Source organism: Streptomyces sp. NPDC002573 (genome assembly GCF_042889625.1).
In the GTDB taxonomy this organism is placed as follows: Bacteria; Actinomycetota; Actinomycetes; order Streptomycetales; family Streptomycetaceae; genus Streptomyces; species Streptomyces gibsoniae.
The window spans coordinates 100,227-124,273 of sequence record NZ_JBIARC010000009.1 but is presented as its reverse complement, the minus strand read 5'-3'; the positions used below and the strand labels follow the sequence as shown (position 1 = coordinate 124,273).

18 protein-coding genes are annotated in these 24,047 nt (G+C 72.1%); 16 read left to right on the top strand and 2 right to left on the bottom strand.

What is annotated here, in order from left to right; genetic code table 11:
- Nucleotides 1–159 precede the first annotated feature (159 nt).
- Nucleotides 160–1,146: an alpha/beta hydrolase family esterase gene (locus ACFYX0_RS11970; protein ID WP_388969446.1), complete on the top strand. Its 987-nt coding sequence runs from the start codon at nt 160–162 to the stop codon at nt 1,144–1,146.
- Between the two features lie 411 nt (nt 1,147–1,557).
- On the opposite strand, the gene ACFYX0_RS11965 is transcribed toward ACFYX0_RS11970, so the two are convergent.
- Complete coding sequence (locus ACFYX0_RS11965) at nt 1,558–2,778, bottom strand: MFS transporter (RefSeq protein WP_388969444.1); 1,221 nt, start codon at nt 2,776–2,778, stop codon at nt 1,558–1,560.
- Nucleotides 2,779–2,861: 83 nt separating this feature from the next.
- Here ACFYX0_RS11965 and ACFYX0_RS11960 point away from each other — a divergent pair, with 83 nt between their 5' ends.
- The 9 genes from ACFYX0_RS11960 (at nt 2,862) to ACFYX0_RS11920 (ending at nt 14,436) form a co-directional block, all read left to right on the top strand.
- Nucleotides 2,862–3,854 (top strand): LysR family transcriptional regulator, encoded by a 993-nt coding sequence (locus ACFYX0_RS11960; protein ID WP_388969442.1) that lies wholly within the window; start codon nt 2,862–2,864, stop codon nt 3,852–3,854.
- 192 nt (nt 3,855–4,046) lie between these two features.
- A complete protein-coding gene (locus ACFYX0_RS11955) occupies nt 4,047–5,429 on the top strand; it encodes a nitrate/nitrite transporter (RefSeq protein WP_388969440.1) in 1,383 nt (460 codons plus the stop codon).
- Between the two features lie 117 nt (nt 5,430–5,546).
- Nucleotides 5,547–6,698, top strand: coding sequence for a uroporphyrinogen-III synthase (locus tag ACFYX0_RS11950; protein WP_388969438.1), 1,152 nt, complete (start codon nt 5,547–5,549; stop codon nt 6,696–6,698).
- A 287-nt stretch (nt 6,699–6,985) separates the two neighbouring features.
- Nucleotides 6,986–7,573 (top strand): ABATE domain-containing protein, encoded by a 588-nt coding sequence (locus tag ACFYX0_RS11945; RefSeq protein WP_355904460.1) that lies wholly within the window; start codon nt 6,986–6,988, stop codon nt 7,571–7,573.
- A 454-nt stretch (nt 7,574–8,027) separates the two neighbouring features.
- Nucleotides 8,028–8,564: a sigma-70 family RNA polymerase sigma factor gene (locus tag ACFYX0_RS11940; protein ID WP_234517176.1), complete on the top strand. Its 537-nt coding sequence runs from the start codon at nt 8,028–8,030 to the stop codon at nt 8,562–8,564.
- A complete protein-coding gene (locus ACFYX0_RS11935) occupies nt 8,561–9,382 on the top strand; it encodes a zf-HC2 domain-containing protein (protein WP_355904457.1) in 822 nt (273 codons plus the stop codon). The genes ACFYX0_RS11940 and ACFYX0_RS11935 overlap by 4 nt, the downstream gene beginning before the upstream one ends.
- A 151-nt stretch (nt 9,383–9,533) precedes the next feature.
- Nucleotides 9,534–11,843, top strand: a complete 2,310-nt coding sequence (locus ACFYX0_RS11930; protein WP_388969436.1) for a HelD family protein — start codon at nt 9,534–9,536, stop codon at nt 11,841–11,843.
- A gap of 439 nt (nt 11,844–12,282) precedes the next feature.
- Nucleotides 12,283–13,707 carry an NAD-dependent malic enzyme gene (locus ACFYX0_RS11925; protein WP_311692298.1) on the top strand — a complete coding sequence of 475 codons (1,425 nt, stop codon included), beginning with the start codon at nt 12,283–12,285 and terminating at the stop codon, nt 13,705–13,707.
- 447 nt (nt 13,708–14,154) lie between these two features.
- Nucleotides 14,155–14,436 (top strand): HU family DNA-binding protein, encoded by a 282-nt coding sequence (locus tag ACFYX0_RS11920; RefSeq protein WP_007498188.1) that lies wholly within the window; start codon nt 14,155–14,157, stop codon nt 14,434–14,436.
- A 211-nt stretch (nt 14,437–14,647) separates the two neighbouring features.
- Here ACFYX0_RS11920 and murA read toward each other — a convergent pair whose 3' ends face one another.
- Entirely contained in the window at nt 14,648–15,988 is a 1,341-nt protein-coding gene (gene murA, locus ACFYX0_RS11915) for a UDP-N-acetylglucosamine 1-carboxyvinyltransferase (protein ID WP_311692302.1), read from the bottom strand.
- Nucleotides 15,989–16,238: 250 nt separating this feature from the next.
- Between murA and ACFYX0_RS11910 the strand changes: the two genes are divergently transcribed.
- From ACFYX0_RS11910 to ACFYX0_RS11885, 6 genes are all read left to right on the top strand, one after another.
- Nucleotides 16,239–16,811 (top strand): YqgE/AlgH family protein, encoded by a 573-nt coding sequence (locus tag ACFYX0_RS11910; RefSeq protein WP_311692304.1) that lies wholly within the window; start codon nt 16,239–16,241, stop codon nt 16,809–16,811.
- A gap of 28 nt (nt 16,812–16,839) precedes the next feature.
- Nucleotides 16,840–17,124, top strand: coding sequence for a DUF3039 domain-containing protein (locus ACFYX0_RS11905; RefSeq protein ID WP_208032514.1), 285 nt, complete (start codon nt 16,840–16,842; stop codon nt 17,122–17,124).
- A 311-nt stretch (nt 17,125–17,435) separates the two neighbouring features.
- Nucleotides 17,436–19,061 carry a beta-N-acetylhexosaminidase gene (locus ACFYX0_RS11900; protein ID WP_388969434.1) on the top strand — a complete coding sequence of 542 codons (1,626 nt, stop codon included), beginning with the start codon at nt 17,436–17,438 and terminating at the stop codon, nt 19,059–19,061.
- Between the two features lie 279 nt (nt 19,062–19,340).
- The gene (locus tag ACFYX0_RS11895) at nt 19,341–20,234 is read left to right on the top strand and encodes an FAD binding domain-containing protein (protein ID WP_388969432.1); all 894 of its coding nucleotides are present in this window, start codon (nt 19,341–19,343) and stop codon (nt 20,232–20,234) included.
- Nucleotides 20,231–21,679 carry a 2Fe-2S iron-sulfur cluster-binding protein gene (locus tag ACFYX0_RS11890; RefSeq protein WP_388969430.1) on the top strand — a complete coding sequence of 483 codons (1,449 nt, stop codon included), beginning with the start codon at nt 20,231–20,233 and terminating at the stop codon, nt 21,677–21,679. Before ACFYX0_RS11895 ends, ACFYX0_RS11890 begins: the two co-directional genes overlap by 4 nt.
- Complete coding sequence (locus ACFYX0_RS11885) at nt 21,676–23,982, top strand: xanthine dehydrogenase family protein molybdopterin-binding subunit (RefSeq protein ID WP_388969428.1); 2,307 nt, start codon at nt 21,676–21,678, stop codon at nt 23,980–23,982. Before ACFYX0_RS11890 ends, ACFYX0_RS11885 begins: the two co-directional genes overlap by 4 nt.
- Nucleotides 23,983–24,047: the final 65 nt, after the last annotated feature.

Sequence of the window (24,047 nt, the reverse complement as noted above, 5' to 3'; positions counted from 1 at the left end):
CCCCATGTAGGCAAGGCCTCGCTGCTTTCGAGCAGCGGGGCCTTTGTCGTTTCCCCGTCCGGCTGCATAGACCCCCCGATAGACCCCCATGGTCGACGCCCTTGTTGTGGGCCGGCACCCCATATCGGGGGCGGGAGGCCGGTCCTACCGTGCCTCCGCATGACACACACCAGAGTCGCGGCCCGAAGCCGCGTCACCGTCCTCGCGACACTCCTGGTCGCCCTCCTCGCCGCCTTCCTCACCCCGGGCCGAGCCGCTGCCGCCTCCCTCCAGGAGGTGACCGGTTTCGGGACCAACCCCGGAGCCCTGCGCATGTTCCGGTACGTCCCGGCCGGGCTCCCCGCCGGGCGCCCCGTCGTCGTCGCGCTGCACGGGTGCACCCAGGACGCCGCGGGTTACGGCACCGGCAGCGGATGGATCCAGCTCGCCGACCGCTGGGACTTCTCCGTGGTGCTGCCGCAGCAGCAGACCGCCAACAACCTCTCCGACTGCTTCGACTGGTTCCAGAGCGGTGACATCGAGCGCGGCCGGGGCGAGGCCGCCAGCATCGCGCAGATGGTCGACCGCCAGCTCGCCGACGTGTCGGGCGACTCGGCGCGTGTGTATGTCACCGGGCTGTCGGCCGGCGGTGGCATGACCGCCGTGATGATGGCCGCCTATCCCGAGAAGTTCGCGGCCGGCGGGGTCGTCGCCGGACTGCCGTACGGGTGCGCGCAGGCCGCCGGATCGCCGTACGTCTGCATGTACGTAGGCGCCGCCCAGACCCCGGAGCAGTGGGGCGACCGGGTGCGGGCGGCCCGGCCCGGGTACGGCGGCCCGTGGCCGACCCTGACCGTCTTCCAGGGCACGGCCGACTACACCGTGAACCCCGTCGACATGACCGACCTGATGAAGCAGTGGACCGATGTGCACGGCGCGGACCAGACCGCCGACGTCAGCGACACCGTCGCCGGGTATCCGCACCAGGTCTTCAAGGACGCGGGGGGAAACCCCGTCGTCGAGACGTACTCCGTCACCGGCATGGGACACGGCCAGCCCGTCGACCCGGGCACCGGAACCGAACAGTGCGGGACGGCCGGTCCCTATCTCCTCGACGTGAACCTGTGCGCCGCGTACCGACTCGGACGGAGTTGGGGGCTGGGGTAGAGCCCGTTGCGGGCATCAGGAAAGCCGTCTCCCGATGGAAAAGGGAGGCGCGCCGGTGGGCCGTCATGCCAGGCCGAAACCGACTCTCGCCGACCGGCTGCTCCGGATCTTGGCGGAGCAGCCGGCGAAGCGTGTGAGGAGGTGGATGCTCTGGTGGTTCGCCAGGTAGCCGGAGGCCCCTATACACAGTGGGGGCCTCCGACAAGGCTCCTGGCGAGCTGTAAGCCCCTGTCACGGAAGCCCGCCGTGGCGGGGGCTTTCTAAAGTGCACCGCGGTGCCTGCGCAAGGCAAGCCATACGCGTCAAGGTGCACCACCGAGGGTTACGGCGCAGCTGCCCTTGACTCGAACCAGGCCGTCGGCAGGCCCTCAGCCCTGACGAGTCGGCGTGACGCGATGGCGGACAGGTCGTTCATGGCGTGCGCACCGCGTATCTGTGACCCGCCGCGATCAGCAGGGCCACGATCGCCGCCGCGCTGGGCACCGTGAAGCCCGTCGCCGGCGAGAGGTGTTCCACCGCCCAGCCACCCGTAGCGGAGCCGCAGGCCACGCCGCCCAGCAGGGCCATCACCGCGAGGGTCATGCCCTCGTTCAGGCGGCCCGGTGGTGTGCGGCGTTGGACCAGGGTCATCGCCGTGACCATCGTGGGCGCGGTGGCCATGCCCGCGAGGAGCAGGGCAGGGGCCAGGGCGGCGAGGGAACCGCTGGTGCGGGCCGCGAGCAGGGGGAGGGACATCAGGGCCGCCATCAGCGCCAGGCACCACAGATAGCGGCGTTCGGGAGGGCCCGCGGGGCGCAGGGTGCCGTAGAGCAGACCGGCCGCGCACGATCCGGCGGCCTGGAGCGCCAGGACCGGTCCGGCGACCGCCTTGTGGCCGTGCGCGTCGGCGAACGCGATGGTCACCACCTCCATCGAGCCGAACACCACTCCGGTGGCGAGCAGACCGAGGAGCAGCGGGGGCATCCCGGGCGCGCGGAACGGGGCCGCGGTGCGGGCACCCCGGCTCGGGGGCGGTTCCGTGGCGCGCTGTGCCGTGAACACCAGCATGCCCGTGAGCAGCAGGATCCCGCCGATCAGGGTCCCGGCCTCCGGGAAGAGCCGGGTGCACAGGAGGACGGCGAGCACCGGACCGAGCATGAAGCACAGCTCGTCCGCCGCTTGTTCGAAGGAGTTCGCGGTGTGCAGGGCGTCCGGGTCGTCACGGAGGAGGTGGGCCCAGCGGGCGCGCGACAGACCGCCGATATTGGGGGTCGTGGCGGTGGCGGAGTAGGCGGCGCACAGGGCCCAGCCCGGGGCGTCGTAGTGCAGGCAGAGCAGCAGGGCCAGACCGCCGAGCAGGGCGAACGCGGTCGCGGGCACCGCGATCCGCGCCTGGCCGTGGCGGTCGATCAGCCGCGCCACCCAGGGGCCGGCCACGGCCGTCGCCGCGAGGCCGGTCGCGGTGACGGCGCCGGCGAGGGCGTACGAGCCCCGGGCACCCGCGATCATGATGACCGTGCTGACGCTGAACATACCGATGGGAAGCCGGGCTATGAGGTTCCCGATCGTGAAGGCGCGCGCGCCGGGCACGGTGAACAGACGGCGGTAGGGGTTGCCGGGCCGGGCGGCGAGGGTGGGCGACGGTTGAGGCATGCAACCACCGTCGCCCGGCCCCTGACCTGCGGTCCAACACTTACTCCGTGGCCATTCACGCACCTGGGTTGTAGGTTCTGCGGATGCCCGCTGCCACCGTCGACCCTCGCCTGCTGCGCGCCTTTCTCGCCGTCGCCGAGGAACTGCACTTCACCCGCGCCGCGACCCGTCTGTATGTCGCCCAGCAGGCGCTCAGCCGCGACATCCGGCGGCTGGAACGGGAGTTGGGCGCCGAGCTGTTCGTCCGCACCACCCGGCAGGTGTCCCTGACCCCGGACGGCACCCGCCTGCTGCCGTACGCGCGCAGGGTGTTGGAGGCACATACCGCGCTGCTCGCCGCGTTCGGGCGGGACGGCGAGGCCGACCGGCCCCTGCTGGTGGACGTCAACAGCCCGGGGCTGATCGGCGTACGGGTCCTCGACCGGGCCCGTGAACTGGTCCCGGACGTCGAGCTGATGACGCGTTTCGAGAGTGGCCTGACGGGGGCCGCCGGTGAGATCCTCGCCGGGCGCCTCGACGCGTCGTTCGGGCGGTTCGCCGGGCTGGACCCGGCGGTCCGGGCACGGCTCGAACAGCAGCCCGTGCGCTACGAGCGGATGGCGATCATCCTGCCCGAGGGCCACCGGCTGGCCCCCCTGGCCGAGGTCCCGCTGTCCGCACTGGCCGGGGAGACCGTCTACGCGGGAGCCGGGAACCCCCGGACACCGGAGTGGACCGACCTCGCGCGCCGCCTGTTCGAGGACCGGGGCATCGACATCGCACCGCCCGCCCCGCTGGCCGTCGGGAAGGACGAGTTCCAGCGGATCATGGCGAAGCGGGGGCACCCGATCCTGGCGGTGACGGACTTTCCGCCCATGCCGCGCACGGTCCTGCGACCGCTGGTCGACCCGGTGCCGCTGTCCCCCGTGTCGCTGGTGTGGCGCAAGGACACGGTCCACCCCGGGATCGACGCGCTGCGCCGGGCGGCGGCCGAGGCCGGTGCCGCCGAGGGGTGGCTGCGGCGGCTCCCCGGGGCCTGGCTCCCCGCCGCCGACGCGGAGGTCATGGAGACCCGACCGGGGCGGGCCGCGAGGTAGTGCGCCCCGGGCGCGCCATAGTTCGCCCGGCGTGCCCGGCGGTGACGGCGCGCGGCAGGCCCCTCACCGCGCCGTTCCCCGTCCCGTGAGAGCAACGTTCCCTCGCGGTCACTCTCGGGCACAGTGCGGAAACGCTGTCTTCCTACCTTCAGGACGCACGACACCCGGGCACCGGAGAACCGTGGAGGCGTCATGACAGCCCCGAGCACAGCCCCCACCCCGAGCAGGGGAGGCCGCTGGATCGAGCACTGGGATCCGGAGGACGAGACCTTCTGGCGGACGACCGGCCGGCGAGTGGCCCGGCGCAACCTCGCCTTCTCCGTCCTCTCCGAGCACATCGGGTTCTCGGTGTGGACCCTGTGGTCCGTGCTCGTCCTGTTCATGGGCCCCGAGTACGGCCTCACCCCCGCCGACAAGTTCCTGCTCACCTCGGTGGTCACGCTCGTCGGGGCGGTCGTCCGGGTGCCCTACACCTTCGCCGTGGCCCTCTTCGGCGGGCGGAACTGGACGATCGTCTCGGCCTGTTCCCTGCTCGTCCCGACGATCGCCGCGTTCGTGGTCATGAAACCGGGCACGTCCTTCTCCACCTTCCTGTGGGTGGGACTGCTCGCCGGGATCGGCGGCGGCAACTTCGCCTCCTCCATGACCAACATCAACGCCTTCTTCCCGCTACGGAGGAAGGGCTGGGCCCTCGGGATCAACGCCGGCGGTGGCAACATCGGCGTGCCCGTCATCCAGCTCGTGACCCTCGCCGTCATCGGGGCGCACGGCGGGCCCCGGGTGCTGCTCGCCCTCTACATCCCGCTCATCGTCGTCGCCGCCGTCCTCGCCGCGCTCTTCATGGACAACATCGCGTCCGTCAGGAACGACACCGGCGCCGCGAAGGACGCCGCCAAGGAGGCCCACACCTGGATCATGGCCTTCCTCTACGTCGGCACCTTCGGCTCCTTCATCGGCTACAGCTTCGCCTTCGGGCAGGTGCTGCAGAGCCAGTTCGGGCGGACCCCGCTCCAGGCGGCGTACCTCACCTTCGTCGGCCCGCTCCTCGGCTCCCTCATCCGTCCCGTCGGCGGATGGCTGGCCGACCGCTACGGCGGTGCGAGGATCACCCTGTGGAACTTCGTCGCCATGGCCGGCGCGACCGCGGTCCTGGTCGTCGCCGGGACGCAGAAGTCGCTGCCGCTGTTCGTGACCGCGTTCGTGGTGCTGTTCGTGCTCAGCGGGCTCGGCAACGGGTCGACGTACAAGATGATCCCGGGGATCTTCCAGGCCAAGGCCCTCACGAAGGGGCTGAGCGGCGAGGAGGCCGCGGTGTACGGGCGTCGGCTGTCCGGGGCCGCCATGGGGCTCATCGGCGCGGTGGGCGCGCTCGGCGGCGTCGGCATCAACCTCGCCTTCCGGCAGTCCTTCCTCTCCTACGGCTCCGGCACGGGCGCCTGCGTCGCCTTCCTCGCCTTCTACGGCGTGGCGTTCGTGGTCACCTGGGCCGTATACCTCCGCCGCCCGGCCGGCCGGACCAGCGCCGAAGCCGCCGCGTCGGAGGCGAAGCACCGGCTCGGCTATGCGGAGGTGTGACGTAACACCGGTGACATGAAGCCGAACCGAGCCTGTCATGCGCCGTTGACAGGCTCGACCGGCACAGAGGTACGGCGCGTACGACCGGTATGCCGACTTTAGTGCGGGACGAGAGCGATGTACGACGAACAGCAGCGACCAGAACACGGCCCGCTCGCGGGTTTCACCGTGGGTGTGACGGCCGCGCGGCGGGCCGACGAGCTGGGCGCTCTGCTCCAGCGACGCGGCGCGAACGTGTTGTACGGACCCGCCCTGCGGATCGTGCCGCTCTCCGACGACGGTGAACTGCTTTCGACCACCAAGGAGTTGATCGGCCGGCCGCCGGACCTCGTGGTGGCCACCACCGCGATCGGCTTCCGTGGCTGGATCGAGGCCGCCGACGGCTGGGGGCTCGGCGAGGCGCTGGTGAGCGGGCTGCGCGGGGTGCGGCTGCTCGCGCGCGGCCCCAAGGTGAAGGGCGCGATCAGGGCGGCCGGGCTGACCGAGGAGTGGTCGCCCACCTCCGAGTCCCTGGCCGAGGTGCTCGACCGGCTTCTGGAGGAGGGCGTCGAGGGCCGCCGGGTCGCCGTCCAGCTGCACGGCGAGCCGCTGCCCGGCTTCGTGGAGGCGCTGCGCGCCGGGGGCGCCGACGTCGTCGGGGTGCCCGTGTACCGGTGGATGCCGCCGGAGGACATCGCGCCGCTGGACCGGCTGCTGGACGCGGCCGTCGCCCGCGGCCTGGACGCCCTCACCTTCACCAGCGCGCCCGCCGCCGCGTCCGTGCTCTCCCGCGCCGAGGAACGGGGGCTGCTGCCCGGGCTGCTGGCCGCGCTCCACCACGATGTGCTGCCCGCCTGCGTCGGACCCGTCACCGGGCTGCCGCTCCAGGCCCACGGCGTGGACACGGTCCAGCCCGAACGCTTCCGGCTCGGCCCGCTCGTCCAACTGCTGTGCCGTGAACTGCCCGCCCACTCCCGTACGTTGCCCGTCGCCGGTCACCAGATGGAGATCCGCGGCCACGCCGTGCTGGTGGACGGATCGCTGCGGCCCGTACCCCCCGCCGGGATGGCCTTGTTGCGCGCGCTGTCCCGGCGCCCCGGCTGGGTGGTCTCCCGGCCCGACCTGCTCCGGGCCCTGCCGGGTTCCGGAAGCGACGAGCACGCGGTGGAGACGGCGATGGCCCGGCTGCGCACGGCCCTGGGCTCCCCGAAGCTGATCCAGACAGTGGTCAAACGCGGCTACCGCCTGGCGCTGGACCCGGCGGCGGACTCCAAGTACGCCGAACCGTGAGCGAGTCCGAGGAGGAAGGGCCCGCCCGGGCCCGACCGCACGGTTCTGTGTGATCCAGCGCATCACGGCACCGCAGAGCGCCGGCTTCCCGGCGGCGTCACCGGCCGAACCGTTCACCCGGACCTGAGCCGCATCGACGCCAGGAGCCTTCCCGGGGCAGGTGCGGGCGGGCACTGTTGGGGGTACGAACGAGGGTACGAACCCTGGGCGCTCCCGCGCGGACGCGCCCCCTGGCGGACCTCACCGGCCGTCGCTCGCGGCGGCGGCTCCAAGGCGGTGACAGGCACATGGCATCCGGCACGGCCACGGCCCCGTACGAGCTGCGGTTCGACTCCGGGCGGATCTGTCTGGATCTGCTGACGACCACGCATCCCGAGGAACGGCTCGACTCGGTCGAGAGGTTGCGGGCCTGGATCGCCGGTGCCGGGCTGGTGCCCGTGGGCACCCCGCTCGTGGGGGTGGACGGGGGATGGCTGAGGGACTTCCGGGAACTGCGGCTCCACCTCGGTGTGTTGGTGCGCGGGGAACTGGACGGGCAGCCCGCGGAAGGGGCGTTGGCGCGGGTGAACGCCGTGGCGCGGCAGGCGCCGCCCGTGCTGTGCGCGGTCCGCGCGGAGGGCGGCGTGCTGGTGCGGCGGCTGCGCGCGCTGCCGGGTCCCGAGGAACTGCTCGCCGTGGTGGCCCGGGAGGCGATCGAGCTGCTGACGGATCCCGGGGCCCGGGCGAGCCTGCGGCAGTGCGAGGGGGACAACTGCCCCATCGTCTACCTGGACACCTCCCGTGGCCGGCGCCGCCGTTGGTGCTCCAGTGAGGTCTGCGGCAACCGCGAGCGGGTGGCCCGCCATCGCCGCCGGGCCGCTCTCGCGCGGGCGTAGCGGGCATAGCGGCACGGTCGAGAAGCGCGGGCCGAAAGCGGGTTCTCGGCGGTAAATGGGGGGATTCGCAGAACTCGTGGAAAACGGGCGACTCACCGCAAACAGTGGCTGAAAGTGACCGTTGAAACGGCCGACCTCGACAATTCCTCCATCAAAGTCAAGCCAAATTTTCACAGGGTGGGCGGACGTTACTCGGGAGTGAAGCTTCCGCGTGCTGTGACCTGGGTCTCCTGGGCGTGGCGACCGTATGTCCAGTTGGGGGAGAAATGGGTGCCCGCAAACAGGGCTCCTCACACCTCGTCCAAGAAATTTTCCCTGTCACTTTGAACACGGAGGCCTCTGTCTGCGTACCCGGATATGAGCGACCGACTGGGGGAACCCCCGGACACCGGAGGTAGGCGTGCGCAAGGATTCCGCCGTGGCTGATGAACGAAGGCCAAGGGCCCGACATCGCATGACCTCGTCCTCGGCGTCTTCCTCGACCGAGCCGGACGAGGAGTTGATGCGCGCCCTGTACAGGGAACACGCAGGACCCCTGCTCGCCTATGTGCTCCGGCTGGTCGCGGGCGACCGGCAGCGAGCCGAGGACGTCGTGCAGGAGACACTCATCCGTGCCTGGAAGAACGCCGGCCAGCTCAATCGAGCGACCGGTTCGGTACGCCCCTGGCTGGTGACGGTCGCCCGGCGCATCGTCATCGACGGACACCGCAGCCGGCAGGCCCGGCCGCAGGAGGTCGACCCGTCGCCGCTGGAGGTCATCCCCGCGGAGGACGAGATCGACAAGGCGTTGTGGCTGATGACACTGTCGGACGCGCTGGACGACCTGACCCCGGCACACAGGGAGGTCCTGGTCGAAACGTACTTCAAAGGGCGTACGGTCAATGAGGCGGCCGAAACGCTCGGCATCCCCAGTGGAACGGTGCGCTCCAGGGTCTTCTACGCCCTGCGTTCCATGAAGCTGGCACTGGAGGAGCGGGGGGTGACGGCATGAGCAACCTGTACGGGGGGTTCGGCACCGGCGGCCCAGGGGCCGTAAGAGGTCCCCAAGGTCCACAGGGAGAGGGCGACATCCACGAGACCGTAGGTGCCTACGCCCTCGGGATACTGGACGACGCCGAGGCGACGGCCTTCGAGGCCCATCTCGCCACCTGCGACTGGTGCGCCCAGCAGCTGGACGAGCTCGCGGGCATGGAGCCGATGCTGGCCGCACTCGCGGACCTGCCCGGCAGTCAGGGCAGCCCCGCCATCGGGGAGTCCCTGTCCGCGAAGCCCAGTCCACGGCTGGTGGAGCGGCTGGTCGACGAGGTGTCCGAGCGGCGCGCCCAGAAGCGCCGCCGCGGTTTCTACCTCGTGGCGGCCGCGGCCGCGCTGATCATCGGCGGCCCGCTCACCGTGATGGCGGTGAACGGCGGAGACAGCGGCACCGCCCAGGACCCGATGGCCATGGGCCCCGCCCAGCAGGCCTTCCAGGTCATGAAGGACAAGCACGCGGCGACCGACCCCAGCACCAAGGTCAACGCCGTGGTCGCGCTGGAGCCCAGGGACTGGGGCACCCACGCCGTGCTTCAGCTGAAGAACGTCACGGGTCCGCTCAAGTGCTCCCTGATCGCGGTCGGCAAGAACGGCGAGCGCGAGACGGTCACGTCCTGGTCCGTCCCCGAGCGGGGCTACGGCATCATGAACGCCAAGTCCCAGGAGGCTATGAAGCCGCTGTACGTGCACGGTGGTGCCGCCTTCACGCCGAACCAGATCGACCACTTCGAGGTCATGACGTTCGACGGAAAGCGGCTGGTGGAGGTGAACGCGTAGGCGTTCGCGCATCTGCCTGAGCATCTCCCGCGGCGTACGGTCGAGCACGCCGCGGGCCGACGTGCGCAAGGGGTCCGCAGCAGGTCCGTAGCCTCTGCGGGCCCCTTTCGCGTACGGTGGACGGCTGCCCAGCACGTCAGAAGGGGGCCCGGTGGCCGCTCAGGTTCAACAGGAAACGGCGCTCGGTCCGGCCGGCAAGTCCGCGCACGACTCGGTCCGCGACCAGGAGATCAACGCCGAACAGGAACACCTGGACCGGGTGTACCGGCGTCTCGAGGAGAAGATCCACGAGGCGGAGTTCCTGATGAACGACGCCGCTCAGCGCGGCCACGTCGGCACGCCCGGCGCGCTGGCCGAGCGGGACGCCCAGGTGTTCCGGGCGGGCATCCACCTCAACCGGCTCAACAACGAGTTCGAGGACTTCCTCTTCGGCCGGATCGACCTGCTGCTCGGCAAGGACGGCAAGAAGGGACCGGACGGCGCGTACACGGCCGTCGAGCCCGCCGAGGGCGCGGTGCGCCCCGACAACACCGCCGACATCGCCGAGACCCTGTACATCGGCCGTCTCGGCGTCCTCGACGAGGAGTACGCGCCCCTGGTCATCGACTGGCGGGCACCGGCCGCCGCCCCCTTCTACCGGTCCACCCCGGTCGACCCCGGGCGGGTCGTGCGCCGCCGGGTCATCCGCTCCAAGGGCCGCCGGGTGCTCGGTGTCGAGGACGACCTGATGCGCCCCGAGCTGAAGGTGACCCTCGACGGCCACGAGCTGCCGGTGATCGGCGACGGCGCCCTGATGGCGGCCCTCGGCCAGGCCCGCACCCACACCATGCGGGACATCGTGGCGTCCATCCAGGCCGAGCAGGACCTCGTGATCCGCGCCCCCGCCGCCTCCGTGACCTACGTCGAGGGCGGCCCCGGCACCGGCAAGACGGCCGTTGCCCTGCACCGGGCCGCGTACCTGCTCTACCAGGACCGGCGCCGGTACGCGGGCGGCATTCTGATCGTCTCGCCCACCCCGCTGCTGGTCGCGTACACCGAGGGCGTGCTGCCCTCGCTCGGCGAGGAGGGCCAGGTCGCCATCCGCGCCATCGGCTCCCTGGTCGACGGCGTGGAGGCGACGCTGTACGACTCCCCGTCCCTGGCCCGCGCCAAGGGCTCGTACCGCATGCTCAAGGTGCTCAGGAAGGCCGCCCGCGGGGCCCTGGAGCGCAACGGCGCACCGGCCCGGCTGCGCGTCGTCGCCTTCGGGCGCCGCCTCGAACTGGAGGCCGAGGAGCTGGAGCGGATCCGGCGCAACGCCCTCAGCGGCACCGCCCCGGTGAACCTGCTCCGGCCGCGCGCCCGCAAGCTGCTGCTGGACGCCCTGTACGCACAGTCCGGCGCCGCGACCCGGCACGCCGACCCCGAACTGGCCGCCGAGCTGCGCTCCTCCTTCGACGAGGACGTCTCCGACGAGGACTCCTTCCTGGAGTTCCTGGACGCCTGGTGGCCCGAGCTGACCCCCCGGGCCGTGCTGGACGCGATGGCAGACGAGAGGAAGCTGGGCCGCTGGGCCCGGCGCATCCTCAACCCCGGCGAGGTGCGCAGGGTCGCGCGCTCCCTGAGACGGGACGGGCTGTCCGTGCACGACGTGGCGATGCTGGACGAGCTGGAGGCCATCCTCGGTCTGCCGGCCCGCCCGAAGAAGAGGCGCGAGCTGGACCCGCTCGACCAGCTCACCGGGCTGGAGGAGCTGATGCCGGTCCGTGAGGAGACCCAGCGGGAGCGTGCCGAGCGGCTTGCCCGGGAGCGGGTCGAGTACGCGCACGTGATCGTCGACGAGGCGCAGGACCTGACGCCGATGCAGTGGCGGATGGTCGGGCGGCGCGGCCGGCACGCCACCTGGACCGTGGTCGGCGACCCGGCCCAGTCGTCCTGGTCCGACCCGGACGAGGCGGCCGAGGCCCGGGACGAGGCCCTGGGCACCCGGCCCCGCCGCCGCTTCACGCTCACGGTCAACTACCGCAACCCGGCGGAGATCGCCGATCTGGCGTCCAAGGTGCTCGCGCTGGCGATGCCGGGCTCCCAGGCGCCCTCGGCGGTCCGCTCCACGGGTGTCGAGCCGCGCTTCGCCGTCGTCCGCGACTCCCTGGCGGCGACCGTCCGCGCGGAGGCGGCGCGCCTGCTCGGCCTCGTCGACGGCACGGTCGGCGTGGTCGTCGCCATGAACCGGCGCGAGGAGGCGGCCCGCTGGCTGGACGGGCTCGGCGACCGCGTGGTGGCGCTGGGCAGCCTGGAGGCCAAGGGTCTGGAGTACGACGCGACGGTCGTCGTCACGCCCGCGGAGATCGCCGACGAGAGCCCCGCGGGCCTGCGGGTGCTGTATGTGGCGCTGACCCGGGCGACCCAGCAGCTGACGGTGGTCTCGGGCGAGCGGGACGAGCCTGACGCGGCCGGGGTGCCCGACCTGCTCCGTGACTGAGCCGTACGGGCGCGGAGCCTGAGCCGTACGGGGGCCGCGCCTGCGCCGTCCGGGAGCGCGGCCCACTCGTACGGAAGATGAACTCCCCGTACGGGAATGGCCTTGCGGGATCTGTTTGTTAGCCTTGGTGTGGCACCGGCCCGATCCAAGCCCCCGGGCCCAACCTTAGTCGCTTCGAGCGACCACTTGCCGCGAGGCGAGCATGGCGGGTCGGTGTCATTGAACGCAGGGGAGGCCCGCGTCACGACGTGACGCGGGCCTCTTTCCTTGCCCGTGGAGTCCCCATCGCCTTCCGTATCGCGGAAAGATTCTTCCGGGTTCAGTCCCTTAGTGGGAACAAAACGTACGCAATCCAGGGCGACTACCACGTACTCAGGGGTAGGTGCGACGATCGGACGGCACAGCTCAGCGACACGGTGAAAGCAGAAGGAAGTCGGCCATGGCAACGGCGCCCAGCGTCTCCTACTCGATGACGATCCGGCTGGAGGTGCCCGCGAGCGGAACCGCAGTCTCGCAGCTCACCACCGCCGTGGAGTCCTCCGGAGGCTCGGTCACCGGCCTCGACGTCACCGCGTCCGGCCACGAGAAGCTCCGTATCGACGTGACGATCGCCGCCTCCTCGACCTCCCACGCCGAGGAGATCGTCGGGCAGCTGCGCGGCATCGAGGGCGTGACCCTCGGCAAGGTCTCCGACCGTACGTTCCTCATGCACCTCGGCGGCAAGATCGAGATGGCGTCGAAGCACCCCATCCGCAACCGTGACGACCTCTCCATGATCTACACGCCGGGTGTGGCCCGCGTGTGCATGGCGATCGCGGAGAACCCCGAGGACGCCCGCCGTCTGACCATCAAGCGAAACTCCGTTGCGGTCGTGACGGACGGGTCGGCCGTGCTGGGCCTCGGCAACATCGGTCCCAAGGCCGCGCTGCCCGTCATGGAGGGCAAGGCGGCGCTCTTCAAGCGGTTCGCGGGCATCGACGCCTGGCCGATCTGCCTCGACACCCAGGACACCGACGCGATCGTGGAGATCGTCAAGGCGATCGCCCCCGGCTTCGCGGGCATCAACCTGGAGGACATCTCCGCGCCCCGCTGCTTCGAGATCGAGGCCCGGCTGCGCGAGGCCCTCGACATCCCCGTCTTCCACGACGACCAGCACGGCACCGCGATCGTCGTGCTCGCCGCGCTGACCAACGCACTTCGCGTGGTGGGCAAGGCGATTGAGCAGGTGCGCGTCGTGATGTCGGGCGCCGGCGCGGCCGGTACGGCCATCCTCAAGCTGCTGCTGGCGGCGGGCGTGAAGAGCGCCGTCGTCGCCGACATCCACGGTGTGGTGCACGCGGGCCGCGAGGACCTGGTGGGCGCCGCCCCGGACTCGCCGCTGCGCTGGATCGCCGACAACACCAACCACGAGGGCCTCACCGGCACCCTCAAGGAAGCCGTCCACGGCGCCGACGTCTTCATCGGCGTCTCCGCGCCGAACGTCCTCGACGGCGAGGACGTGGCGGCCATGGCCGACGGTGCCATCGTGTTCGCGCTCGCGAACCCCGACCCCGAGGTCGAGCCCGCAATCGCCCGTCAGACGGCGGCAGTTGTGGCCACGGGCCGCTCCGACTTCCCCAACCAGATCAACAACGTCCTGGTGTTCCCCGGCGTCTTCCGCGGCCTGCTGGACGCGCAGTCCCGCACGGTCACCACGGACATGATGCTGGCCGCCGCGACCGCCCTCGCGGACGTGGTCACCGAGGACGAGCTGAACCCGAACTACATCATTCCGAGCGTGTTCAACGACAAGGTGGCGGGCGCCGTCGCCGGAGCGGTGCGGGACGCCGTCAAGGCGGCGGGAGAGTCGGCGACGGGCGCGTAGGCGCGCGCCGACGGCGGGCCCGCCCCTCCGGCGGGCTCCCGCCGGACCGTGCGCGGGCGGTTCGGCGGCTGTGACCATCACCACGGTGCCCGCATCCGGCGCGTCGTTGAAGGAGCAGGTCCCCGCTGCCCTCTAGGGTGGCGGCCAGGCTCAGGCCCCCCAAGGCCCTGCGAAGCGTCGCCCGGAGTGGACAGAACGTCACCACACCGGGACGGTGGCGCTTTCGTGTGACTCCCAAGGGTGTTCTCACGACTCCTACGGGTGCCGGATTGGCTTTCCCGCCGCAGGTGGGGGCAGGATGCGTCTTCGGGCGCGAGGGTCTGACGAAGGAAGGACCCGGGTCCGGGGACTCACCGAGGACCCTGGCAGCATCGACTTCGCTGTGCCCATCATGCGGCTCCGCCGCGTGGCACGCCTCAACGGCAAGAAGAACACGGGAGTAACAACATGAACCGCAGTGAGCTGGTGGCCGCGCTGGCCGACCGCGCCGAGGTGACCCGCAAGGACGCCGACGCCGTGCTGGCCGCGTTCGCCGAGACCGTCGGCGAGGTCGTTGCCAAGGGCGACGAGAAGGTCACCATCCCTGGCTTCCTGACCTTCGAGCGCACCCACCGTGCCGCTCGCACCGCGCGCAACCCGCAGACCGGCGACCCCATCCAGATCCCGGCCGGCTACAGCGTGAAGGTCTCGGCGGGCTCCAAGCTCAAGGAAGCCGCGAAGGGCAAGTGATCTTGCCGTCGTACGCCACGGGACGGCGTACGAGGCCGTTCCGGGACGGGACGGCGTTCTCGGCCCGGTGACGCCTCCTGGGACGGCGTACGGGCCCAGCAAGGCCTAAGGGGCGGTCACCCGATGCGGGTGACCGCCCCTCGCGCGTGCGCGGATGCGTAGGTACGACGCGTGTGTGCCCGCGGGCCCCGGAGGCCCGCGGGCAGGACCGTCAGGCCAGGGCCTTGCCCGGCAGCTCGACCTTCGCGCCCAGCTCGGTGAGCTTCTCCATGAAGTTCTCGTAGCCGCGGTTGATCAGGTCGATGCCGTGGACCCGGGACGTGCCCTGGGCCGCCAGGGCCGCGATCAGGTACGAGAAGCCGCCGCGCAGGTCGGGGATGACCAGGTCGGCGCCCTGGAGCCGGGTCGGGCCCGAAACCACCGCGGAGTGCAGGAAGTTGCGCTGGCCGAAGCGGCAGTCGGAGCCGCCGAGGCACTCGCGGTAGAGCTGGATGTGCGCGCCCATCTGGTTGAGCGCGGAGGTGAAGCCGAGGCGGGACTCGTAGACCGTCTCGTGGATGATCGACAGGCCCGTGGCCTGCGTCAGCGCGACGACCAGCGGCTGCTGCCAGTCCGTCTGGAAGCCGGGGTGCACGTCCGTCTCCAGCGCGATGGACTTGAGCTGGCCGCCGGGGTGCCAGAAGCGGATGCCCTCGTCGTCGATCTCGAAGGCGCCACCCACCTTCCGGTAGGTGTTCAGGAACGTCATCATCGACCGCTGCTGCGCGCCGCGGACGTAGATGTTGCCCTCGGTCGCCAGCGCCGCCGACGCCCAGGACGCGGCCTCCAGCCGGTCCGGGAGGGCGCGGTGGGTGTAGCCGCCCAGCTTGTCCACACCGGTGATGCGGATCGTGCGGTCGGTGTCCATCGCGATGATCGCGCCCATCTTCTGCAGCACGCAGATGAGGTCCTCGATCTCCGGCTCGACGGCCGCGTTGGACAGCTCGGTGACGCCCTCGGCGAGCACCGCCGTCAGCAGCACCTGCTCGGTGGCGCCGACGGACGGGTACGGCAGCCGGATCTTGGTGCCGCGCAGCCCCTTGGGCGCCTCCAGGTACTGACCGTCCGCGCGCTTCTCGATGACCGCGCCGAACTGCCGCAGCACGTCGAAGTGGAAGTCGATGGGACGGCCGCCGATGTCGCAGCCGCCGAGGCCCGGGATGAAGGCGTGGCCCAGGCGGTGCAGCAGCGGGCCGCAGAAGAGGATCGGGATGCGCGACGAGCCCGCGTGGGCATCGATGTCAGCGACGTTCGCGCTCTCGACGTGCGTCGGGTCGAGCAGCAGCTCACCCGGTTCCTCGCCCGGGCGCACCGTCACGCCGTGCAGTTGCAGCAGCCCGCGCACCACACGCACATCGCGAATGTCGGGGACATTGCGCAGCCTGCTCGGCGCACTGCCCAGGAGAGCGGCGACCATGGCCTTCGGTACGAGGTTCTTCGCACCGCGGACACGGATTTCGCCCTCCAGCGGGGTGCCGCCGTGGACAAGGAGGACATCGTCGTTGACGGTCATGGATCTCGCGTTCCGTGGGGTGGGGCAGGGGCCGAAGACGTAAGAGTAATGGCCGTACACCCCCCTTCAGTAAGCCCGAGTACCTCCCAGACGCGTCATAGGTTTGCCACAACACGAGCGGTGCGTGAGCGGACGCACGCGGTGACCGCCGGGCGTGCGCCGGGGCCGCAGCCGTGAGCCCGGTGCCGCATTCACCCGCGTACCCGGATTGCCTCCCCATCCCGGGGCAAGATGCGGGATCATGTCTGGCATGACCGAGGTGTCCTCGCTCACAGGGCGGCTGCTCGTGGCCACGCCCGCCCTGGCGGACCCGAACTTCGACCGCGCGGTGGTGCTTCTCCTCGACCACGACGAGGAGGGCTCGCTCGGGGTGGTCCTCAACCGCCCCACACCCGTGGACGTGGGCGACATCCTGGAGGGCTGGGCGGATCTGGCGGGGGAGCCCGGGGTCGTCTTCCAGGGCGGACCCGTGTCGCTGGACTCGGCGCTCGGCGTCGCGGTCATCCCGGGCGGCGCCTCCGGCGAGCGGGCCCCGCTGGGCTGGCGGCGGGTGCACGGCGCGATCGGCCTGGTCGACCTTGAGGCCCCGCCCGAGCTGCTCGCCAAGGCGCTCGGCTCGCTGCGGATCTTCGCCGGGTACGCGGGCTGGGGGCCGGGCCAGCTGGAGGACGAGCTGGTCGAAGGTGCCTGGTACGTCGTCGAGTCGGAGCCGGGCGATGTGTCGTCCCCGGCGCCGGAGCGACTGTGGCGGGAGGTGCTGCGCCGGCAGCGCAGCGAGCTGGCGATGGTGGCCACCTATCCGGACGACCCTACGCTCAACTGATGCGTGCGGGCTTCAGTACCCTTGCCGTATGAGCACTCTTGAGCCCGAGCGCGGTACCGGTACGGGGACCCTCGTAGAGCCGACGCCGCAGGTGTCGCACGGCGACGGTGACCACGAGCGCTTCGCCCACTACGTCCAGAAGGACAAGATCATGGCGAGCGCCCTCGACGGCACGCCCGTCGTGGCGCTGTGCGGCAAGGTGTGGGTACCGGGCCGCGACCCCAAGAAGTACCCGGTCTGCCCCATGTGCAAGGAGATCTACGAGTCCATGGGCAGCGGCGGCGACGAGGGCAAGGGCGGCGACAAGAAGTAGCCGGCCGGCTGCTCGTCCGACGACGACCGCAGGGCCCCCGGGACGCGTGACGACGCGTCCCGGGGATCTTCATGTCCGCGTCCGGACGCGTCGGGGTTCGGGGGACTTCCGCTGTCCCCCTGCTCCGTCGTCCGGCTGCCGGTCGTGCGTCTGCCTTGCTCGTCCGTCCGTCCGTCCGCCCGCCGTCCGGCGTTCCGCTTCCGTTCGTGCAGCCCGCTTCCGTTCACGCCGCCTTGTCGATCAGGCTTCCCCCACCGGGACGGTGTGGTCGCCCGGGGTTCCGTGAAGGCCGACGGAAGGGGCTGGACGCGATGGGCTTCGAGGATCTGATCCCGGCACCGCGCAAGGGCTGGTGGGTGCCCCCGCGGGGGCTGTTCGTGCTCGACGAGGAGACGGTGCTGCGCGCGGAGCCCGGCACCGAGCGCGTCGCGCACTGGATGCGCGACGTCCTGGGCGCGGCCACCGGGCTGCCCTTCCGGGAGGGGAGCGGGGACCACGGCATCGTGCTGCGCATCGACCCGGGGATGGAGCCCGAGGCGTACCGCATCGTCGTCGACGGCTACGCCGTCCGTCTCGACGGCGGCAGCGCGGCCGGAGTCTTCTGGGGAGCGCAGACCTTCCGCCAGCTGCTGGGGCCGGAGGCCTTCCGGCGGGCGCAGCTCGACCCGTCACGCCGTGAGTGGGACGTGCCCGGGGTGGTCGTCGAGGACGCGCCCCGCTTCGCCTGGCGCGGCCTCCTGCTCGACGTGGCCCGGCATTTCACACCCAAGGGCGGCGTACTGCGTTGTCTGGATCTGATGGCCGCCCACAAGCTGAACGTCCTGCATCTGCATCTCACCGACGACCAGGGCTGGCGGCTGGAGATCAAGCGCCACCCGAAGCTCACCGAGGTGGGCTCCTGGCGGTCCCGCACACGCTTCGGTCACCGGGCCTCGCCACTGTGGGAGGAGAAGCCCCACGGCGGCTTCTACACGCAGGACGACATCCGCGAGATCGTCGCGTACGCGTCCGCGCGGCACATCACCGTCGTCCCCGAGATCGACATACCCGGGCACAGTCAGGCGGCCATCGCCGCGTATCCCGAACTCGGCAACACGGACGTCGTCGACACGGCCTCCCTCTCGGTCTGGGACGACTGGGGTATCTCGGCCAACGTACTCGCCCCCACCGACACCACTCTGCGGTTCTACGAAGGAGTGTTCGAGGAAGTTCTGGAACTGTTTCCCTCGACGTTCGTTCACATCGGCGGCGACGAGTGCCCCAAGGACCAGTGGCGGCGCTCCCCGGCAGCCCAGGCGCGCATCAAGGAACTCGGGCTCGACGGCGAGGACGGACTGCAGGCGTGGTTCATCCGGCACTTCGACACCTGGCTGACCGCCCGCGGCCGCCGGCTCATCGGCTGGGACGAGATCCTTCAGGGCGGCCTCGCGGAGGGTGCCGCGGTGTCCTCCTGGCGCGGCTACGCGGGCGGCGTGACAGCCGCACGGGCCGGCCACGATGTGGTGATGTGCCCGCAGCAGCAGGTGTACCTGGACCACCGTCAGGACGGCGGCCCGGACGAGCCGGTGCCCATCGGGTATGTGCGCACCCTGGAGGACGTCTACCGGTTCGAGCCCGTTCCGCCGCAGCTCACCGGGGAGCAGGCGCGCCATGTGCTCGGCATCCAGGCCAATGTCTGGACCGAGGTGATGGAGGATCAGGCGCGGGTGGACTACCAGACGTTCCCGAGGCTCACCGCGTTCGCCGAGGTCGCCTGGAGCGATCTGCCGGCGTCCGCGGAGCGCGACTTCGGGGACTTCGAGCGGCGGATGGCCGTCCACTACGGACGGCTTGACGCTCTGGGGGTCGCGTATCGGCCGCCTGCGGGGCCTCTGCCGTGGCAGCGGCGGCCCGGGGTGCTCGGACGCCCGATCGAGGGCGCGCCCCCGAACGTGTGAGGCCGTCGTGGAGGGGCGGCCCGGGCGCCGGGGGCCCTGGAAACGTGAACCCGCGTGGGAGAAGTCGCACCAGGGTCGCCGGAGAGCGGCGATCAGTACTCATCGGGGATGTTATGGCAAAACGGGTCATCTCCCTGGTGAGGGGGCGAATGCCTCCTAGCGGACCCCCGCGTCGGGGGCCGGGAAAGATGTGCCAGAGTTGCCACGTCCGGCCTGTCAGCACGTACCGTACGGCAACACAGGTGGGACCAGGTGGGGCAGCGGGAAGGGGCAGCCGGTTTGACCACGCACGCACCGCAGGCGGCGCAGGCCGTGACGCTGCCCGCCTCGCTGGACGAGGCCGTGGCGGTCCTTGCCGCCATGCCGGCCGCCGTCCCCGTGGCGGGTGGCACCGATCTGATGACCGCGGTGAACTCCGGCCAGCTGCGGCCCGCCGCGCTGGTCGGTCTCGGCCGCATCACCGAGATCCGCGGCTGGCAGTACCAGGACGGCCACGCGCTGCTCGGCGCCGGCCTCACCCACGCGCGCATGGGCCGCCCCGACTTCGCGGCCCTCATCCCCGCCCTCGCGGCGGCCTCGCGCGCCGCCGGGCCGCCGCACATCCGCAACGCGGGCACCCTGGGCGGCAACATCGCCTCGGCCGCCCCCACGGGGGACGCGCTCCCGGTGCTGGCCGCCCTGGAGGCCACGCTGATCATCGCGGGACCCGAGGGAGCCCGCCGCGAGATCCCGGTCTCGCATCTGCTCGCCGGAGTGGAGCCGCTGCGCCCCGGCGAACTCATCGGCTACGTGCGCGTACCGCTGCTGCACGCCCCCCAGGTCTTCCTGAAGGCGAAGGGACGCACCGGGCCCGGGCGGGCCGTCGCCTCGGTGGCGCTCGTCCTCGACCCGGCCCGGCGCGGTGTGCGCTGCGCGGTGGGCGCCATAGCGCCCGTGCCGCTGCGCCCCCTGGAGGCCGAGCACTGGGTCGCCCAGCTCATCGACTGGGACAACAACCGCGCGATCGTCCCGGAGGCGCTCGCCGCCTTCGGGGAGTACGTCGCCGCGGCCTGCATCCCCGACCCGGCCCCGGCGGAGGACGGCACCGTGCAGCAGCTTCCACCCGCCGTACTGCACCTGCGGCGCACCGTCGCCGCGCTGGCCCGACGAGCACTGGGGAGGGCACTGTCGTGACCGACGACCGGCACCCGGAGGAGACCCCGCAGGGGGGCACCCACGGTTCCTGGGAGCGACTGCCACAGGGCGACTACGACGACGGGGCCACCGCCTTCGTCCAGCTCCCAGAGGGGGGGATCGACGCCCTCCTCGCCGCCCACAGCCCGCTGGCCGCGCCCGGTCACGGCTATGTGCCGCCGACGTTCGACCCGGCCGCCGCCGAGGGCACCGGCCAGACGGCCCCGGGGACCTGGGCCGCGCCCGCGGAGGGCGCCCACTGGCCCGACCCGAACCAGACCGCCCCGCACGGCACGGGAGACCAATTCCCGCACCACCCCGGAGCCACCGGGCAGTGGACCTTCCAGGAGACCGCGGCCGCCCAGGAGCACCCCGCGCCCGGGCACGACGTCACCGGTGAGTGGTCGATCCCGGTGGCGGGCGGCGACCTGCCGGACGAGTCGGGCGAGTTCAGCACGTCGGCCCTGGTCGAGCAGTGGGGCGGCACCCCGCCCGCGACGCTCCCGGGCGGCGCTTCCGCGCCCTGGGCGACGGGCACGGCCGGGCAGCCTTGGTCCGGCGGGACGCACACCGGCGCCGACGAGCCGGCCGGACCGGCCGCGCAGACGCCCGACGAGGCCCCTGGAGAGCCCTCCGGCGGGCCGTACGAGGACACGCGGGCCGGTGGTGCTCCCGGGGCCTTCGAGGCCGCCCAGGAGCCGCAGGCGCCCGCCGAAGGGCCTGACGGGTCCGACGGGCCCGAGGGGGAGGCCCCCACCTCGGACGCCGCACCGGCCGAGGCCGGGGAGCAGGACCCCGAACCGCCGCTCGCCCCGCACGACGAGCACCCCCTCGTCTCGTACGTCCTGCGGGTGAACGACTCCGACCGGCCCGTCACCGACGCATGGGTCGGGGAGTCGCTGCTGTACGTGCTGCGCGAGCGGCTCGGTCTCGCCGGCGCCAAGGACGGCTGCTCGCAGGGCGAGTGCGGTGCCTGCAACGTCCAGGTCGACGGACGGCTCGTCGCCTCCTGCCTGGTGCCCGCCGTCACCGCGGCGGGCAGCGAGGTCCGCACGGTCGAGGGCCTCGCCGCCGACGGACAGCCCTCGGACGTGCAGCGGGCGCTCGCCCGGTGCGGGGCCGTGCAGTGCGGCTTCTGCATCCCGGGCATGGCGATGACCGTGCACGACCTGCTGGAGGGCAACCCGGCGCCGACCGAACTGGAGGCCCGCCAGGCCCTGTGCGGCAATCTGTGCCGCTGCTCCGGCTACCGGGGCGTCCTGGAGGCCGTCAAGGAGGTCGTCGCCGAACGCCGGGCGCACGCCGAGGCCGAGTCGGCACCGGACGCGGACGAGCCCCGGATCCCGCACCAGGCCGGCCCCGGCGCGGGCGGCGTCCACCCCTCCGCGTTCGACGGCGCGGGCCCGCACGACCACCCGTACGGCCAGGACGGAGGCCAGGCGTGAGCAACGAAGCCGCCACCGCGACCACCGCGGCGGCCGCACCCGCCCCCGAGGCGCTGGCGCACGGCCTGGGCGCCTCGCTGCCGTCGACCGACGCCCGTGCCAAGACCGAGGGCACGTTCCCCTACGCGGCCGACCTGTGGGCCGAGGGCCTGCTGTGGGCGGCCGTACTGCGCTCGCCGCACCCGCACGCGCGCATCCTGTCCGTCGATGTCAGCCACGCGCGCGAGATGCCCGGCGTGCGGGCCGTCGTCACCCACGAGGACGTGCCCGGCAGCGCGTTCCACGGCCGGGGCACGGCCGACCGCCCGGTGTTCGCCTCCGAGGTCGTACGCCACCACGGGGAGCCCATCGCGGCCGTCGCCGCCGACCACCCCGACACCGCGCGCATGGCCGCCGCCGCGGTCATCGTCGAGTACGAGGTGCTCGACCCGGTCACCGACCCGGAGCAGGCCTTCGAGGCGGAGCCGCTGCACCCCGACGGAAACCTCATCCGCCACATCCCGCTGCGCCACGGCGACCCGGACGCCATGGGCGAGGTCGTCGTGGAGGGCCTGTACCGCATCGGCCGCCAGGACCCCGCCCCGATCGGCGCGGAGGCCGGTCTCGCGGTGCCCCGGCCCGACGGCGGGGTCGAGCTGTACATCGCCTCCACCGACCCGCACGCCGACCGCGACCGCGCCGCCGCGGTCTACGGCCTGGAGCCGGAGCGGGTGAAGGTCGTCGTCACCGGGGTGCCCGGCGCCACCGCCGACCGCGAGGACCAGAGCTTCCAGCTCCCGCTCGGCCTGCTCGCCCTGAGAACCGGCTGCCCGGTGAAGCTGGCCGCGACCCGCGAGGAGTCGTTCCTCGGCCACTCCCACCGCCATCCCACGCTCCTGCGCTACCGTCACCACGCGGACGCCGAGGGCAGGCTCGTGAAGGTCGAGGCGCAGATCCTGCTCGACGCGGGCGCCTACGCGGACACCTCCTCGGAGTCGCTGGCCGCCGCGGTGTCCTTCGCCTGCGGCCCCTACGTCGTCCCGAACGCCTTCATCGAGGGCTGGGCCGTACGCACCAACAACCCGCCGTCGGGCCATGTGCGCGGCGAGGGTGCGATGCAGGTGTGCGCGGCCTACGAGGCGCAGATGGACAAGCTCGCCAAGAAGCTCGGCGCCGACCCGGCGGAGCTGCGGATGCTCAACGTCCTGGCGACGGGTGACGTCCTGCCGACGGGCCAGACGGTCACCTGCCCGGCGCCGGTGGCCGAACTGCTGGAGGCGGTACGGGACCACCCGCTGCCGGCGCTCCCCAAGGACACCCCCGAGGAGGACTGGCTGCTGCCGGGCGGCCCCGAGGGCGCGGGCGAACCCGGCGCGGTGCGCCGCGGTGTCGGCTACGGCCTCGGCATGGTGCACATGCTCGGCGCGGAGGGCGCCGACGAGGTGTCCACGGCGACCGTGAAGGTCCACGACGGCGTCGCGACGGTGCTGTGCTCGGCGGTCGAGACCGGTCAGGGCTTCACCATGCTCGCCCGGCAGATCGTCCAGGAGACCCTGGGCATCGACGAGGTCCACGTGGCCCCGGTCGACACGGACCAGCCGCCCGCCGGAGCCGGCTGTCGCGGCCGCCACACCTGGGTGTCCGGCGGCGCGGTGGAACGTGCCGCCAAGATGGTCCGCACCCAGCTGCTGCAACCCCTGGCGCACAAGTTCGGCATGTCCACCGAACTGCTCCAGATCACCGACGGCAAGATCACCTCGTACGACGGCGTGCTGTCGACCACGGTCACCGAGGCGATGGACGGCAAGGAGCTGTGGGCCACGGCGCAGTGCCGCCCGCACCCGACGGAGCCGCTGGACGAGACGGGCCAGGGCGACGCCTTCGTGGGGCTCGCGTTCTGCGCGATCCGCGCGGTGGTGGACGTGGACATCGAGATCGGCTCGGTACGGGTGGTGGAACTGGCCCTCGCGCAGGACGTGGGCCGGGTGCTGAACCCGGTGCAGCTCGCCGCGCGCGTGGAGGCCGGTGTCACCCAGGGCGTGGGTATCGCGCTCACCGAGAACCTGCGCACGGCCCGCGGCCTGATCCGGCACCCCGACCTGACTGGCTACTCCCTGCCCACGGCCCTGGACGCCCCCGACATCCGGATCGTCAAGCTGGTCGAGGAACGCGACGTGGTCGCGCCGTTCGGCGCCAAGTCGGTCAGCGCGGTGCCGGTGGTGACGTCCCCGGCGGCGATCGCCGCCGCGGTGCGCGCGGCGACGGGCCGTCCGGTCAACCGTCTGCCGATCCGGCCGCAGGCGGCGGTGGTCACGACCCAGTGAAGGCCGCCCGGCCGCTCCGGCTGACACCTCCCGACCTGGCGTTCTCCTTCGCCCCGGGCGTTGTC

Bases quoted from the DNA above. Each gene is read 5' to 3' on its own strand.
- ACFYX0_RS11950 (WP_388969438.1), top strand. From the start codon at position 5,547: ATGTACGACGAACAGCAGCGACCAGAACACGGCCCGCTCGCGGGTTTC.
- ACFYX0_RS11920 (WP_007498188.1), top strand. From the start codon at position 14,155: ATGAACCGCAGTGAGCTGGTGGCCGCGCTGGCCGACCGCGCCGAGGTG.
- ACFYX0_RS11910 (WP_311692304.1), top strand. From the start codon at position 16,239: ATGACCGAGGTGTCCTCGCTCACAGGGCGGCTGCTCGTGGCCACGCCC.
- ACFYX0_RS11905 (WP_208032514.1), top strand. From the start codon at position 16,840: ATGAGCACTCTTGAGCCCGAGCGCGGTACCGGTACGGGGACCCTCGTA.
- ACFYX0_RS11925 (WP_311692298.1), top strand. From the start codon at position 12,283: ATGGCAACGGCGCCCAGCGTCTCCTACTCGATGACGATCCGGCTGGAG.
- ACFYX0_RS11955 (WP_388969440.1), top strand. From the start codon at position 4,047: ATGACAGCCCCGAGCACAGCCCCCACCCCGAGCAGGGGAGGCCGCTGG.
- ACFYX0_RS11935 (WP_355904457.1), top strand. From the start codon at position 8,561: ATGAGCAACCTGTACGGGGGGTTCGGCACCGGCGGCCCAGGGGCCGTA.
- ACFYX0_RS11960 (WP_388969442.1), top strand. From the start codon at position 2,862: ATGCCCGCTGCCACCGTCGACCCTCGCCTGCTGCGCGCCTTTCTCGCC.
- ACFYX0_RS11965 (WP_388969444.1), bottom strand. From the start codon at position 2,778: ATGCCTCAACCGTCGCCCACCCTCGCCGCCCGGCCCGGCAACCCCTAC.
- ACFYX0_RS11945 (WP_355904460.1), top strand. From the start codon at position 6,986: ATGGCATCCGGCACGGCCACGGCCCCGTACGAGCTGCGGTTCGACTCC.
- murA (WP_311692302.1), bottom strand. From the start codon at position 15,988: ATGACCGTCAACGACGATGTCCTCCTTGTCCACGGCGGCACCCCGCTG.
- ACFYX0_RS11970 (WP_388969446.1), top strand. From the start codon at position 160: ATGACACACACCAGAGTCGCGGCCCGAAGCCGCGTCACCGTCCTCGCG.
- ACFYX0_RS11900 (WP_388969434.1), top strand. From the start codon at position 17,436: ATGGGCTTCGAGGATCTGATCCCGGCACCGCGCAAGGGCTGGTGGGTG.
- ACFYX0_RS11940 (WP_234517176.1), top strand. From the start codon at position 8,028: ATGACCTCGTCCTCGGCGTCTTCCTCGACCGAGCCGGACGAGGAGTTG.